The organism is Cupriavidus sp. GW823-FHT06D04 (assembly GCF_058795055.1).
This window is the reverse complement of the sequence record NZ_JBXAHL010000004.1, coordinates 266,524-281,066: the sequence shown is the minus strand read 5'-3', so window position 1 is coordinate 281,066 and position 14,543 is coordinate 266,524. Positions and strand designations below refer to the sequence as shown.

General features: G+C 65.3%; 12 protein-coding genes. 8 read left to right on the top strand and 4 right to left on the bottom strand.

Annotated elements, in window-relative coordinates:
- The first annotated feature begins 1 nt into the window (after window position 1).
- The 6 genes from AC1Q7H_RS09250 to AC1Q7H_RS09225 all read left to right on the top strand — a co-directional run bounded on the left by AC1Q7H_RS09250 (window position 2) and on the right by AC1Q7H_RS09225 (window position 8,950).
- Entirely contained in the window at window positions 2–991 is a 990-nt protein-coding gene (locus AC1Q7H_RS09250; RefSeq protein ID WP_211979405.1) for an ABC transporter substrate-binding protein, read from the top strand.
- A gap of 49 nt (window positions 992–1,040) precedes the next feature.
- Window positions 1,041–1,901 carry a carboxylating nicotinate-nucleotide diphosphorylase gene (nadC, locus tag AC1Q7H_RS09245; protein ID WP_013953750.1) on the top strand — a complete coding sequence of 287 codons (861 nt, stop codon included), beginning with the start codon at window positions 1,041–1,043 and terminating at the stop codon, window positions 1,899–1,901.
- Between the two features lie 14 nt (window positions 1,902–1,915).
- Entirely contained in the window at window positions 1,916–2,899 is a 984-nt protein-coding gene (locus AC1Q7H_RS09240) for a PDR/VanB family oxidoreductase (protein WP_211979406.1), read from the top strand.
- Window positions 2,896–4,125 carry a Gfo/Idh/MocA family oxidoreductase gene (locus AC1Q7H_RS09235; RefSeq protein ID WP_492381136.1) on the top strand — a complete coding sequence of 410 codons (1,230 nt, stop codon included), beginning with the start codon at window positions 2,896–2,898 and terminating at the stop codon, window positions 4,123–4,125. Before AC1Q7H_RS09240 ends, AC1Q7H_RS09235 begins: the two co-directional genes overlap by 4 nt.
- 124 nt (window positions 4,126–4,249) lie before the next feature.
- Window positions 4,250–5,251: a Bug family tripartite tricarboxylate transporter substrate binding protein gene (locus AC1Q7H_RS09230; RefSeq protein ID WP_013953753.1), complete on the top strand. Its 1,002-nt coding sequence runs from the start codon at window positions 4,250–4,252 to the stop codon at window positions 5,249–5,251.
- A 285-nt stretch (window positions 5,252–5,536) separates the two neighbouring features.
- Complete coding sequence (locus AC1Q7H_RS09225) at window positions 5,537–8,950, top strand: adenylate/guanylate cyclase domain-containing protein (RefSeq protein ID WP_492381135.1); 3,414 nt, start codon at window positions 5,537–5,539, stop codon at window positions 8,948–8,950.
- Between the two features lie 118 nt (window positions 8,951–9,068).
- Here AC1Q7H_RS09225 and AC1Q7H_RS09220 read toward each other — a convergent pair whose 3' ends face one another.
- From AC1Q7H_RS09220 to dkgB, 3 genes are all read right to left on the bottom strand, one after another.
- Window positions 9,069–9,422: a MoaF-related domain-containing protein gene (locus AC1Q7H_RS09220; protein WP_013953755.1), complete on the bottom strand. Its 354-nt coding sequence runs from the start codon at window positions 9,420–9,422 to the stop codon at window positions 9,069–9,071.
- 101 nt (window positions 9,423–9,523) lie between these two features.
- Window positions 9,524–10,645: an alkene reductase gene (locus AC1Q7H_RS09215; protein ID WP_148271680.1), complete on the bottom strand. Its 1,122-nt coding sequence runs from the start codon at window positions 10,643–10,645 to the stop codon at window positions 9,524–9,526.
- 7 nt (window positions 10,646–10,652) lie between these two features.
- Window positions 10,653–11,456: a 2,5-didehydrogluconate reductase DkgB gene (dkgB, locus tag AC1Q7H_RS09210; protein ID WP_013953757.1), complete on the bottom strand. Its 804-nt coding sequence runs from the start codon at window positions 11,454–11,456 to the stop codon at window positions 10,653–10,655.
- Between the two features lie 103 nt (window positions 11,457–11,559).
- Between dkgB and AC1Q7H_RS09205 the strand changes: the two genes are divergently transcribed.
- Complete coding sequence (locus AC1Q7H_RS09205; protein WP_013953758.1) at window positions 11,560–12,462, top strand: LysR family transcriptional regulator; 903 nt, start codon at window positions 11,560–11,562, stop codon at window positions 12,460–12,462.
- Window positions 12,463–12,477: 15 nt separating this feature from the next.
- Here the strand turns inward: AC1Q7H_RS09205 and AC1Q7H_RS09200 are convergent, their stop codons facing one another.
- Window positions 12,478–13,497, bottom strand: a complete 1,020-nt coding sequence (locus AC1Q7H_RS09200; protein ID WP_153953311.1) for an aldo/keto reductase — start codon at window positions 13,495–13,497, stop codon at window positions 12,478–12,480.
- Between the two features lie 105 nt (window positions 13,498–13,602).
- Here AC1Q7H_RS09200 and AC1Q7H_RS09195 point away from each other — a divergent pair, with 105 nt between their 5' ends.
- Complete coding sequence (locus AC1Q7H_RS09195) at window positions 13,603–14,529, top strand: LysR family transcriptional regulator (protein WP_153953310.1); 927 nt, start codon at window positions 13,603–13,605, stop codon at window positions 14,527–14,529.
- Window positions 14,530–14,543: the final 14 nt, after the last annotated feature.

Here is a 14,543-nt window from a genome sequence, read left to right as displayed (position 1 = left end):
GATGACCAAACTCCGCCTCTCCGTCGCCATGGGCGACTATGACCGTACCCGCGCGCTACTCGATGGCCGCGTCCAGATCGACGGCGTCGATCCCGTCTACATGACGCTCAACCCGGAGGAAATGTTCTTCCGCGCCATGCGCAGCCAGGACTTCGATATCAGCGAGCTGTCGTTCTCGAGCTACCTGGTCAAGCATGCGCGCGGCGACTGTCCGTACATCGCGGTGCCCGTCTTTCTCTCGCGGGCGTTCCGCCACACCTCCATCTACGTGCGCAAGGATCGTATCGGGCGTCCCCAGGACCTGAAGGGCTGCCGCATCGGCATTCCGGAGTACCAGCTCACCGCGATCGTGTGGGCGCGCGCGGTCCTGCAGGACGACTTTGGCATCCACCCGTCCGATGTGACCTGGGTACGCGGCGGCATCGATACGCCGGGGCGTCCGGAAAAGGTGAAGCTGAAGCTTCCCGCCGATGTCCGCGTGGAGGCCGCGCCCGAAGGCCGCACCATCTCCGAGCTGCTGGACAGCGGTGAGATCGACGGCTTTATCGCGCCGCGGCCCCCGGGCGCGGCGGCGCTGCGCAACGAGAACGTGGGCTGGCTCTTCGACGATCCGACCGCCGAGGCGAAAGACTACTTCCGGCGCACCGCCGTGTTTCCCATCATGCATGTGGTGGGCATCCGCAAGACCCTCGCCGAGGCGCAGCCGTGGTTGCCGGGCGCCGTCTTCAAGGCGTTCAGCCAGTCCAAGGCCCACGCGCTGGCGCAGCTGTCCGATACGTCCGCGACCAAGGTGACGATGCCGTTCGTGGAAGAGATGCTGAAGGCCGCCCGCGAGACGCTGGGCGAGGACTACTGGTCGTACGGCGTGCAGGCAAACCTGCGCACGCTGGAGACGTTCTCCCGCCATCACCATGGCCAGGGCCTGTCCGAGCGGCTGGTGCCGGTGGAGGAGATGTTCCACCCCGCCACCTACGAGTCCTACAGCATCTGACAAACGCGCGGCGGGGCCATGCCGCGCCCGCGCACCTCCAGGAGCAAAGATGTTCGAGTACAACGAAACCCTTGAGCAGGCCCTGCGACGCAACGTCGACGACGCGCTGCGCGAGGACATCGGGCGCGCCGACTGGACGGCGCAGCTCGTGCCGGCGGCCAGGCGCGTGCAGGCGCGCGTGGTGGCGAAGGAAAACGCTGTGATCGCGGGCCAGCCGTGGTTCGACGCATGCGTGGCGCGGCTCGATCCGGACGCCCTGATCGCATGGCGGATTGCCGAGGGCGACGCCGTGCTGGCCGGCTCCGAGGTCTGCCGCATCACCGGTGACGCGCGGGCGCTGCTGTCCGCGGAGCGCCCTGCGCTGAATTTCCTGCAGACGCTGTCCGGCGTCGCCACCGTGACGCGCCGCTACATCGAGCGGATCGCCGGCGTGTCGCCCAATCCGAACGGCTGCGCGATGCTCGACACGCGCAAGACGCTGCCTGGCCTGCGCCTGGCCCAGAAGTACGCCGTCCGCGTGGGCGGCGGCGCCAACCATCGCCTGGGGCTGTGGGACGGCATCCTGATCAAGGAGAACCATATCGCCGCGGCCGGCGGCGTGCGCGAGGCGCTCGAACGCGCGGCGCAGCTCGGCGCCGATGTGCCGGCGCAGATCGAAGTGGAAGACCTGGAGGAGCTGGCGGCGGCACTGGCCGCCGGGGCCACCAGCATCCTGCTGGACGACTTCAGCCTCGACGACATGCGTCGCGCCTGTGCGCTGAACGCCGGGCGGGCGCAGCTGGAGGTCTCCGGTGGCGTCGACCTCAAATCGCTGCAGGCCATCGCCGCCACCGGCGTGGACCGGATCTCCAGCGGCAAGCTGACCAAGGACGTGCGCGCGATCGACCTGTCGATGCGCATCGTCGACTGACAGGAATGCGCATCATGACTACCACACCGCTCCATCCCGAGCCCCACGCAGATACGCCGATGCTGCTGCGCATCGCGCGCATCCAGGACGCCGCGCAAGGCATCCGCAGCTTTGAGTTCGTGCAGGCGGACGGCACCGAGCTGCCTCCGTTCACGCCGGGCTCTCACATCAAGGTGCAGGTGCCCAACGGCATGCTGCGCAAGTACTCGCTATGCAACGACCCCGCCGAGCGTAACCGCTACATGATCACCGTGAAGCGCGACGAACAGGGACAGGGTGGCTCGAAGAGCCTGTGCGACGATGCCAGCGAAGGCGACCTGATCCCGGTCGGCTTGCCCGACAATGCCTTCCCGCTGCTGGAGGACGCCAAGGCATTCGTCTTCATCGCCGGAGGCATCGGCATCACGCCGATTCTGTCGATGATCCGCAGCTTTGGCGAGCTTTCCACCGCAAAATGGCGGCTCTATTACTTCACGCGCTCGCCCGAGAGCACCGCCTTCCTGGACGAACTGCAGGCGCCCGAACTCAAGGGAAAGGTGAAGATCCACCACGATTTCGGCGATCCCGCCAAGGCCTTCGATCTGTGGCCGGTGCTCGAGCGTCCGAGCGACACCCACATCTACTGCTGCGGTCCGCGCGGCCTGATGGAGGCGGTGCGCGACATGTCGGGGCACTGGCCCGCCACCCGGATCCACTTCGAAAGCTTCAACGAGGGCGGCGGCGTGCGTGCCGACGACAAGCCGTTCGACGTGGTGCTCAGCCGCAGCGGGCAACGCTACGAAGTGCCGGTCGGCGCGAGCATCCTGAACGTGCTGCGCCAGCATGGCTGCAATGTGCCATCGTCCTGCGAGAGCGGCACTTGCGGCACATGCCGTACCGGGCTGGTCTCGGGCGAGGCGGACCATCGCGACATGGTGCTGATGCCGGAGGAGATGGACCACCAGGTGATGATCTGCGTCTCGCGGGCAAAGTGCGCCGAACTGGTGATCGACCTATGAGCGCCAACGCAACCCGGCAAGTGCGCCTGGGCGTGGTCGGGCTCGGCCGGGCCTTCTCGCTGATGCTGCCTACGTTCCTCGCGGATCAGCGCGTGCGCCTCGCCGCCGCCTGCGATCCCCGCGAGGCGGCACGCGTGCAGTTCGCGCGCGATTTCAATGCGCCCGTCTATGAGGACCTGGCGGCCATGGCGGCGTCGCCAGACCTTGACGCCATCTACATCGCGAGCCCTCATCATTACCATGCTGCGCACGCGTGCCTGGCGGCGGAAAGCGGCAAGCACCTGCTCGTGGAGAAGCCGATGGCGATCTCGCTCGCGGAGTGCGACCGGATCATCGCGGCTTGCGAGCGCGGCGGCGTACGGATAATCGTGGGGCATTGCCACAGCTTCGATTCGCCATACCTGCACGCGCGGCAACTAATCGCGTCAGGGCGCTTCGGCGCAGTGCGCATGATTCACGCGCTGAACTACACCGACTTCCTGTATCGCCCGCGGCGCCCCGAGGAATTGCAGACGGAGGCCGGTGGCGGCGTGGTGTTCAGCCAGGCCGCGCACCAGGTCGACGTGGTGCGCTTGCTGGCAGGCGCGCCCGCCACACGTGTGCGGGCGACACTGGGCAGATGGGACCCGGCCCGGCCGACCGAGGGCGCCTATAGCGCCATGCTCTGGTTCGAGGACGGTGCCTACGCGTCGCTGACCTACAGCGGCTATGGCCGTTTCGACACGGACCCGTGGAACGGCGGCTTCAGCGAAATGGGATTCGCCACGCGCGAGGAGGACTACGGCCGCGCACGGCGCAAGCTGGCGTCGATCGGCTCGGCGCAGGCGGAGGCGCGCCTGAAGACGGATGGCACCTACGGCGGCCCGTCGTGGCAGGCCCCGGCCGGCACGGAACGCGCGCTCGCCAACCAGCACTTCGGGCCGGTCATCGTGAGTTGCGAACATGCCGATATCCGGCCGATGCCGGACGGCATCTGGATCTACGCCGACACGCAGCGCGAGCACATCCCCCTGCCGGCACCGGCGGTGCCCCGCTTCGAGGTCATCGACGAACTGGTCGACGCCGTCATCCATGGCCGCGACCCGCTCCATGACGGCGCGTGGGCGCGGTCCACGCTCGAGGTCTGCCTGGCGATGCTGACCTCGGCGCGCGAGGATCGGGACGTCACGCTCACGCGCCGGGCGAGGGCTTCGCCATATCCTGTCGACGTATCACCGGTCGCCTGACCCCATGGCTCGCCCAAGACCACCATCCGGGTAACCCCCGCGCAGCGAGCCCACGAATGCCGTCGTCAGAACGGCATCGCCAAGGGTCGCCGCATGCACTACGATCGTAAAGTGGAGACAACACATGAACCGCCCCCAAATCCGCCTAGCACGACGCAGGCTTTGCCTCAGCCTGGGCCTCGGCCTCACCGCAGCATTCGTTCCCGCATTGGCCATGGCCAGCACCGATGCCTGGCCCACCAAGCCCATCCGCTTTATCGTTCCCTACGCGCCCGGAGGCTTGCCTGACACCGTTGCGCGCGTTTTGTCCCAGCAACTCACCCAGCGCCTGGGCAAGCCGGTGGTCGTTGACAACCGGCCCGGCGCCAATGGCGTGGTCGCCGCCCAGGCGCTCATGACGAGCCCTGCCGACGGCTACACGTTCCTGGTGACCGACGGCTCGATGATGTCCATCAATCCGGCGATTTACAAAAACCTGTCGTATGAACCCAAGCGCGACTTCGTACCCGTCTCGCTTGCCGCCAGGTCCCCGCTCTTCCTCGCCGTCAATGCACGCGTTCCAGCCAACTCACTCAACGATTTCGTCGCGCTGGCAAAATCCAAATCTGGCACGCTCAACTATGGATCTTCCGGCATCGGCAGCACCCATCACCTGTCGATGGAAGCACTGAAAACCGCGCTCAAGCTGGATATCAAGCACGTACCGTTTCGTGGCTCCGGCCAGTCCGTTCCGGCTTTGATCGGGGACCAGGTCCAGGTGGTGTTTGCTGCCTTGCCGTCGCTGTCAGGCTTCGTCAAATCGGGCCAGGTCAAGATTCTCGGCACCAACTCCCTGCAGCGCTCCGCTCTTGCGCCTAAGATTCCGGCAATCTCCGAGGTGGTGCCAGGATACGACTTCGCTGTGACGGTCGGGTTGCTTGCCGCAAAGGGAACCTCGGACGCCGTGGTCAAGAAAATGGCCGACGCGGTTTCCGAGGCAGTCAAAATGCCCGAGGTGGTCTCGCAGTTCCACGTTGCCGGTATCGAACCCGTGGGAGGATCCAGTGCGGACTACGCGAAGGTCATTGCCGACGAGGCGGCTCGCTATGCGCAGACCATCAAGGTTGCGCATGTCGTGGCCGAGTAAGTAGCAAAGTCCATCCGACGCTATTCCTGAGCCTGATGACCAGGCTCAGGATTCACGCCTGCCGAGCGCTCTCGACAACACACCAGCCTCTGCAATCAGGAGCAGACGGCGCTGTGGCTGCAGCGGCGCCGTTTTTCGATGGCGCGGATCGCGTCGCTGGATCGATCCGTATTTTCGGACCGAGTGGCTGCGCGACGTCGGCGATCTGATGTGCCGCCCATTGATCCCAAAGTGGAGAAAGCGTCTAATCATCCAGAGACAGGGACCTGAAGTGACGAGGTCTATATGCACTGCACAAACTGCGGTTCCGAGAACCCTCCTGACGCTAGGTTCTGCAAGGATTGCGGATCGCGACTGGGCCGACGCTGCCCGCACTGTGGCCACGACTCGGGTTCGGCCGACAGGTTTTGTACCGCATGCGGCGCATCGCTGATCTTACCGACTGTCGGCCCTTCTGATGGAAATCAGCCGACGACGGCGCCCGCTCCCATCGACTACACCCCACGCCACCTGGTCGAACGAATCCTGGCGCAGCAGGCGGCGATGGAAGCCAGGGGCGCGACCGCCGGCGAGCGCAAGACCATCACGGCGCTGTTCGCCGACATGGCGGGCTCCACGGCGCTGATCCACGACTTGGACCCGGAAGAAGCACGCCGACTGATCGATCCCGTGATCGCCCTGATGATGGAGGCCGTGCACCACTACGAAGGCTATGTCGCCAAGTCGCTGGGCGACGGCATACTGGCCCTGTTCGGTGCGCCCATCGCGCATGAAGATCACCCGCAGCGCGCGCTGTATGCGGCGCTGCGGATGCAGGAAGCGATGCGCCGCCACAGCGACCGCATCCGCCTGGAGCAAGGCATACCGCTCCAGATCCGGGTGGGCATCCACACCGGTGAGGTGGTGGTGCGGTCCATCCGCCGGGACGACCTGCATACCGACTACGATCCGGTAGGACACACGATCAACATCGCCTCGCGGATGGAAAGCATCGCCACGCCGTCTTCCATTCTGGTCAGCGAGGCGACCTGCAAGCTGACCGAGGGGTATTTCGACTTCAAGGCCCTGGGCGCGACCCAGGTGAAGGGCGTTCGGGAACCGCTTGCCGTGTATGAGGTGCTGCGCCTGGGCGTGTTGCGCACACGTCTGCAGGTGGCGCAACACCGCGGCCTGGCGCGGTTTGTAGGCCGCGAGGGCGAGCTGGCGCAATTGCGTGACGCGCTGGAGCAGGCCAAGGCGGGACACGGGCAGATCGTGGGCGTGGTCGGCGAGGCCGGGGTCGGCAAGTCACGGCTGTTCCACGAGTTCAAGGTGCTGTCGCAGCGAGGCTGCATGGTGCTGGAGACCTTCTCGGTGTCGCACGGCAAGTCGTTCGCGTACCTGCCACTGATCGACCTGGTGAAGAATTATTTTCAGATCGAGCCGCTCGATGATGAGCGCAGGTGCCGCGAGAAGGTCGCTGGCAGGATGCTGATGCTGGACCGCACACTGGAAGAGCTGCTGCCTTACCTGCTCTTCCTGCTCGGCATCAGCGAGCCGGGTTCGGCATTACCGAACATGGATCCCCGCATCCGGCGCCAGCGCACGTTCGACGCGATCACGCGCCTGCTGGTCCGCGAGAGCCACAACCAGCCGCTCGAGTTGATCTTCGAGGACCTGCAATGGCTGGACAGCGAGACCGAGGCGTTCCTGGATGTCCTCGCCAGCCACCTGCCAGGTGCCAGGATCCTGCTGCTGCTCAACTATCGGCCCGAGTACCGGCATGGCCGGCACCAGCAGGACGCCTATACCGAGCTCCGGCTCGATTCGTTGGGCCAGGCCGAGGCCCAGGAACTGCTCGCCGCGCTGCTTGGCGACGATCCCGCGCTGATGCCGCTCAAGCGGCTCATCCTGGACAAGACCGAGGGCAATCCCTTCTTCATGGAGGAAGTGGTGCAGACCTTGTCCGAGGAGAAGGCCCTGCTCGGCGAACCTGGCCACTACCGCATCGAGCAGACCCCTATCGCGCTGCATATTCCCACCACGGTCCAGGGCGTGCTGGCTGCCCGCATCGACCGGCTGCCCCGCCCCGAGAAGGACTTGCTGCAGAGCCTTGCCGTGATCGGCAAGGAGTTTTCCCTGAGCCTGATCCAGCGCGTGGTCTCCCAGCCGGAGGAACAATTGCAGCCGCTGCTGGCCAGGCTGGAGGCCGGCGAATTCATCTACGAGCGGCCTGCATTCCCGGATACGGAGTACATGTTCAAGCATGCGCTGACCCAGGAAGTCGCCGGCAGCTCGCTGCTGACCGAAGAGCGCACCGCGCTGCACCAACGCACGGCGCAGGCGATCGAAGCCCTGTTCCGGCATCAGCTGAAGGATCACTACAGCGAGCTGGCTCGGCACTACAGCCTGAGCGGCAACGAACCGAAGGCCGTCGAGTACCTGCAGTGTACCGGCCAGCAGTCGGTACAGCGCTCCGCGTACCACGAAGCGATCCGCCACCTGAATGCCGCGCTGGAATTGCTCCAGCGCCAGCCCGATTCGCCCGAACGCGCACGCCAGGAACTCACGCTGCGCCTTGCCATCGGGCCGGCGCTGATCGCCGCCAGGGGCTTTGCCTCGTCCGAGGTCGAAGCCACTTACAGCCGTGCCCTGGCGCTGTGCGGCGAGGTCGGGGAGACCCCACAGCTCTTTCCCACGCTAGTCGGTTTGCGCACGTATTTCTCCCTGCGCGCCGAGCATCGCAAGGCTTACAAGCTGGGCAAGCAACTGCTTGCGCAGGCCAGGAAGACGCAGGACCCGGAGCTCTTGGGCGAGGCCCATGTTTCGCTCGCCACGACCTTGTATTACTGTGGAAGATTCAGGACCTCCGATGGCCACCTGCGAGATGCGCTCGCCCTCTACGGCGCCGAACCGGATCATGTCCACGTGAATATGCATGGCGTCGATCCGGAGTCACGGGCGCTATCCTTTTCGGCATTGGTCCTGTGGAATCTCGGCTATCCGGACCAGGCCTGCAAGCGAGCACAGAATTCGCTCACGCTGGCCCGGCAGCTGTCCCATCCCTTCAGTCTCGCGCATTCCCTCTGCCTGGCGGCCGAGCTGCACCAGTTCCGCTGCGACCCAAGGCTCACGCTGGAGTGCGCCGACGCGGCCATCGCGCTCTCAAGCGAGCAGGGCTTCCCCGTGTGGCTTGCCTGGTCGACCGTCCTGCGCGGTTGGGCGCTGGCCGAGCAAGGGCAGCATGAGGAAGGCATCGCGCAGATGCACCAGGGGCTGGCGGCGTACCACGCCACCGGTGCGGCGCTGGGACATTCGCACTTCCAGGAACTGCTGGCGCAAATCTACGCACGCATGGGACAGGTCGATTCAGCTCTGGACGCGCTAGCCGAAGCGGAAGACGCGGTGCAAAGGACCGGGGAGCACTATTGCGAAGCTGAGTGGCATCGGATCAAGGGCGAGATGATCCTTCATGGCTGCCGTTCCGATGGCCTTCTGCCTGAAGATGACGCGCAAGCGTGTTTTCACCAGGCGATCGCGGTAGCCCGCAGGCAGCATGCCAGGTCGCTGGAGTTGCGGGCCTCACTAAGCCTTGTGCGGCTCTGGCTGCACCAGGGCAGGCCCGAGCCGGCCAGGCAACTGCTTGACCAGATCCGCAGCGCGTTTACCGAGGGGCTGGACAGCGCGGACATGCGCGACGTCGTGGCAGCATGCCGTTGATGACCATGACTGCGACTGCTGCGGCAACGGTACCGCCGCCGCATGACCGGCAACGTCCCGCTGTCGCTCCGTCACGCTCTGATGACATGCGGCACCAGGCGTGGATCTATCAGGATACTCAGCGCTGGGTAGCCGACGGGTCGGCCAGCGCCGTCAACGGGCCCTGCATCCGGTAGAACGCCTTGTCCGCGGCGGTGAAGAATGCCATGGAGCGGCCGCGCACGAAGTCGTCGACATGCACCACGGTCGCGCCATCAGCTTCCTGCCACGAGATCGCATACACGCCCTCCGAGATTTCCTGCCACGCGCAACGGGCCTCGCCAGTCGCTCCGGCGTAGGGGCCGGCGACGATCGCGTAGTGGATCGACTCGCCATCCTCGGAGTAGATGTTGTGCGCCGACAGGCCGTCATAGTCGACGCGGAAGCTGCGCCCGGCGAAGAGCGGCTTCTGGGGAGTGGAATTCGTGTTCATCGGATGGCTACCGGATTGATGTTGACCTGCATGGCGAACGGCAGGGTCGCCGCCAGGGAGATTTTCGCCAGTGTTTTCATTCTGAATCTCCTGATTTCCACTCAGGCCGCCTTGGCGGCCAGTGCGGGATAGTCGGTCAGCCCGCGTGCGCCACCACCAAACAGCGTGTCGCGGTCGTGGGGGTTGAGCGTCGCGCCAGCGCGCAGGCGCTCCGGCAGGTCGGGGTTGGCAACGAACGGCCGGCCGAAGGCAATCAGATCGGCCCATCCCTCGTTCAGCGCGGCTTGCGCACGTTCCGCGGTGTACTTGCCGGCGTAGATCAGCGTGCCCCGATACACCTCGCGCAGCCGCTGCTTGAATGCGGCGGGCATATGCGGTGCATCGTCCCAGTCGGCCTCGGCGATATGGATGTAGCCCACGCCCAGCTCGCCGAGCAGCTTTGCTGCGGCAGCATAGGTGGTTTCCGGATCGGCGTCGACGCAGCCATTGAGCGTGGTCAGCGGCGCCAGGCGGATACCAACCCGGTCCTTGCTCCCCGTGCCCTCGATCAGCGCCTGCGTCACCTCGCCCAGGAAACGCAGGCGGTTTTCGAGCGGGCCGCCATATACGTCGGTACGGTTGTTGGCTTCCGAGTCGATGAACTGGTTGACCAGATAACCGTTGGCCGCGTGCAGTTCCACACCGTCGAAGCCAGCCGCCATCGCGTTGCGCGCGGCCTGGCGGAATTCGTCGACGATGGCGTGGATCTCTTCCACCTTGAGCGCGCGCGGCTGGGATGCCTGCACGAAGCCCGGCTTGCCATCCTGTTCGGCAACGAACACGTTCACACCGTGCGCCTGGATGGCGGACGACGACACCGGCGCGTGGCCATCGAGCAGACTGATATGGCTCAGGCGGCCCACGTGCCAGAGCTGCGCGAAGATGCGCCCGCCCGCTTCATGCACGGCAGTGGTGACCTTGCGCCAACCGGCGACCTGCGCCGGCGTGTGGATGCCGGGCGTCCACGCATAGCCCTTGCCGAGCGGCGAAATCCAGGTGCCCTCGCTGACGATCAGGCCGGCACTGGCGCGTTGCGCGTAGTACTCGGCCATCAGTTCGTTCGGCACGTCGTCAGGCTGGCCTGCGCGCGAGCGCGTCATCGGCGGCATCACGATGCGGTTGGGCAGCGTGAGGGCACCCAGCGAATGCGGCTGGAACAGCGGATTGCGTGTATCGGGCATCATGGCCTCCTCAGTCCCAGGCCGGGGCCAGGCCCTCGGGGCTGACCTCGCGGCCGTTGCGCTCCAGCGCGGCGATCTGCGCCATGTCGTCGGCGTCGAGCTTCAGGTCGCGCGCCAGCAGGTTGCTGGCCAGGTTCTCGCGCTGGGTCGACGACGGAATCACCGCATAGCCGAGTTGCTGCGCCCATGCCAGCGCAACCTGCGCGACGGTGGCGTGGTGCTTGTTCGCGATCTGCGCCAGCACCGGGTCCTTCAGCACCTTGCCATAGGCCAGCGTCATGTACGACGTCACGGCGATGCCCTGCTCCTGCAGGAACGCGGTGAGCTTGTGGTTCTGCAGATAGGGGCTCAGTTCGATCTGGTTGGTGGCGATTTCGCCCTTGCCAACCGCATCGATCGCCTGCTTCGTCAGCGCGATATTGAAGTTGGAAACACCGATCTGCCGCGTCAGGCCCAGCGCCTTGGCTTCGGCCAGCGCCGCCATGTACTCGGGCAGTTCCACGCCATTGCCCGGCGCCGGCCAGTGGATCAGGGTCAGGTCGACGTAGTCGGTGCGCAGCTTGTCCAGGCTTTCGCGCAGGCTTGGCACAAGCTTGTCGGCGGCGTAGTTCGCCGTCCAGATCTTGGTGGTCACAAACAGTTCATCGCGCTTCACACCGGCCTCGGCGATCGCCTGGCCGACGTCGGCCTCGTTGCCATAGATCTGTGCCGTATCGACGGCGCGATAGCCCAGGTCCAGCGCGTTGCGCACCGAATCGATCACGGCCTGGCCGGTCAGGCGGAAAGTACCAACGCCAAACGAAGGAATGCTCATGGTGCAACTCCTATGAAGGAAATTCGAATGCACGCAGTTTGCCGCCCTTACCTTTGCGGATAAAGCCGTGTATAAGGGAAATTCATTTGATTTTAAATCAACAATGAAGACGACCATAGACGAACTGCTGGCCTTTGCTGCCGTGGTGGACACCGGCTCGATCACGGCGGCCGCCGAGCAGCTCAAGCTGACGGTCTCCGCCACCAGCCGCACCCTGGGCCGGCTGGAGGAGAAGCTGCAGACCACGCTTCTGCGGCGAACCACGCGGCGGCTGGAGTTGACCGAGGAAGGGGCGGCATTCCTGGAACACGCCCGCGCAATCGTGGCGATGGTCGACGAGGCGGAAGAGCAGATCGCGGCGCGTCGCATGCGGCCGGTTGGGCGCTTGCGGGTGGATGCGGCAACGCCGTTCATGCTGCATGTGATCGTGCCGCTACTGGAGGGCTTTTGCGCCAGCTACCCGGAAGTGGAACTGGAACTCAACTCGAACGAAGGCATCATCGACCTGATCGAAAAGCGGACCGATGTGGCGTTCCGCATCGGCCAGCTAAAGGACTCCACGCTGCACGCGCGCCCCATCGGCACCAGCCGAATCCGCATCCTTGCCAGTCCCGACTACCTGAAGCGCCACGGCACGCCCACCAAACCGGCGCAGCTCGCGCAGCATGCGCTGCTGGGCTTCACCCAGCCGGAATCGCTGAACGACTGGCCGCTGCGCGACGACGACGGCAGCGTGATGCATATCAAGCCAACCATCGCCTCGTCCAGCGGCGAGACCCTCAGGAGCCTGGCCCTGAACGGCCAGGGCATTGTCTGCCTGTCGGACTTCATGACGCGCGACGATCGGCAGGACGGGCGACTGGTGCAACTGTTTGCGAAACAGACCCTCGATGTGCGCCAGTCGATCAACGCGGTCTACTATCGCAACACCGCGTTGGCGTCCCGCATCACCTGCTTCGTCGAATATGTGGTCAAGGTGCTCGGCCAGAAGCCGTTCGAGAGCTAGTGGCACCGGTCCGTATCAGACGCGATCGACCGGCAGCGGCGCGTTCGCGGCCACCAGGTGCTGCTCACGCAGTTCGCGCCAGAAATCGGCGGGAATGACTTCCTTCAGCGCGGCCACGTCCTCGGCGATGCGCTCCGGCCGGCTCGCGCCCGGGATCACGGCCGCCACCACCGGGTTCGCCAGCACGAACTGCAGGGCCGCCGCCTTGATGCTGACGCCGTGGCGCTGCGCGACCGCTTTGATGCGCTCTACCCTGGCGATGATCTCGGGCGGCGCCTTCTGGTATTCGAAGTGCGCGCCTCCGGCCAGGATGCCGGAACTGTACGGACCACCGACGACAATCCCGGTCTTGCGTTCCGCCGCCTTCGGCATCAGGCGCTGCAACGCGCGCTCGTGGTCGAGCAGCGAATATCGGCCCGCGAGCAGGAATCCGTCCGGCTGCGCTTCGGCGAGATCCAGCGTCAGTTCGATCGGCTCGACGCGGTTCACGCCCAGGCCCCAGGCCTCGATCACGCCCTCCTCGCGCAGGCGGGTCAGCACGCGGAAGGCACCCTTGCGCGCGGTCTCAAAGTACGACAGCCATTCATCGCCATAGAAGTCCTGGGCAATGTCGTGGACCCACACAAAATCGAAGCGGTCGGTCTTCATCCGCTTGAGGCTGTCCTCGATGGAGCGCAGCGTGCCGTCGGCCGTGTAGTCGACGACGAGCTTGTTCGGGCGGCCAGCCGCAAACAGTCCGCTTTTTTCGCCCAAGGCCCGCGCACTGGCGTCCTCGACTTCGTCCAGGATCAGGCGGCCGACCTTGGTGCTGAGCACGAATTCGTCGCGCTTGTGTCGGGACAGCGCCTCACCCAGCCGGATTTCGGCCAGGCCCGCGCCATAGAACGGCGCCGTGTCGTAGTAGCGCACGCCTTGCGCCCAGGCCGCGTCCACGGTGGCCTGCGCTTCCGCTTCCAGGATGTCGCGGAACATGTTGCCCAGTGGCGCCGTACCAAACCCGAGCACGCTGCCGGCCAGTTTGTCCTTGATGTCCATGACTGCTCCAATTGCAAAATATGTTTGGGGTGAAGGCAGTCTAGGGTTGCCAATTAAGTCTGTCCAAGACAGAATTTGCCGAACTTGAGTCCCAAAAGGTCTTAAATGTTAGATATCCGCCAACTTCATTATTTCGTGGCCGTCGCCGAGGATGAGCACGTCGGACGTGCCGCCGAGCGGCTGCATATCTCCCAATCGCCACTTAGCCGGCAGATCGCCCAGCTTGAAGAGAAACTCGGGGTGACGCTGTTCGAGCGCTCGCAGCAACGAATCCGCCTGACCCGCGACGGCCGCACGTTCCTGGCCGAGACCCGCGCATTCCTGACGCATGCCAACCGGCTCGAATCGCTGGCGCGACGGCTTGGCCGCGGCGACGAAGGCGGGCTGTGCATCGGCTACCTGGAATATGCGATGCATTCGGGCGTGCTGCCGAATGCCTTGCGCGAACTGCGCGACAGCCGGCCTGCGGTGCATATCGCGCTGTACAACCAGCAGTCGGACGTTCAACTGGAGGGGCTGCGCCAGCGCAGCCTCGACATCGCACTCGTCTGCGAGCCGCCGCCACCTGACGATACAGACCTCGAGGCTGCCCAGGTGCTCAATGATCCGATGCTGCTGGCGCTGCCCGAGGGGCATCCGCTGGCAGTGGCGCAACGGATCACCCCGGAAGATCTCGCTGCGCAGAAGTGGATCGGTGTCATGCACAGGGAAAGCGCGCTACGGCATGACACGTTCATCGCGGCTTGTGCGAAGGCCGGCTTCACGCCGACGATAACGATGGAGGCCACGGAACCGCTGGCGGCCCTTGGCCTGGTCGCCGCGGGACTCGGCGTCACCACGATCCAGCAAAGCCTGCGCCACCAAGCGCCGGCGGGTGTGGTACTGCACGATTTGTCGTGGCTCAACTATCGGACGCCTTTATGGGCGGCCTGGCACAAGATCAACCTGAGGCCCCTGGTGGAGATCTTTCGCAAGACGTTGGTACCGGCAAGCGGCGAGATACCCGATCTCACGCCGCAGGAGGCGGGCTGACGCTCCCTCTAAAC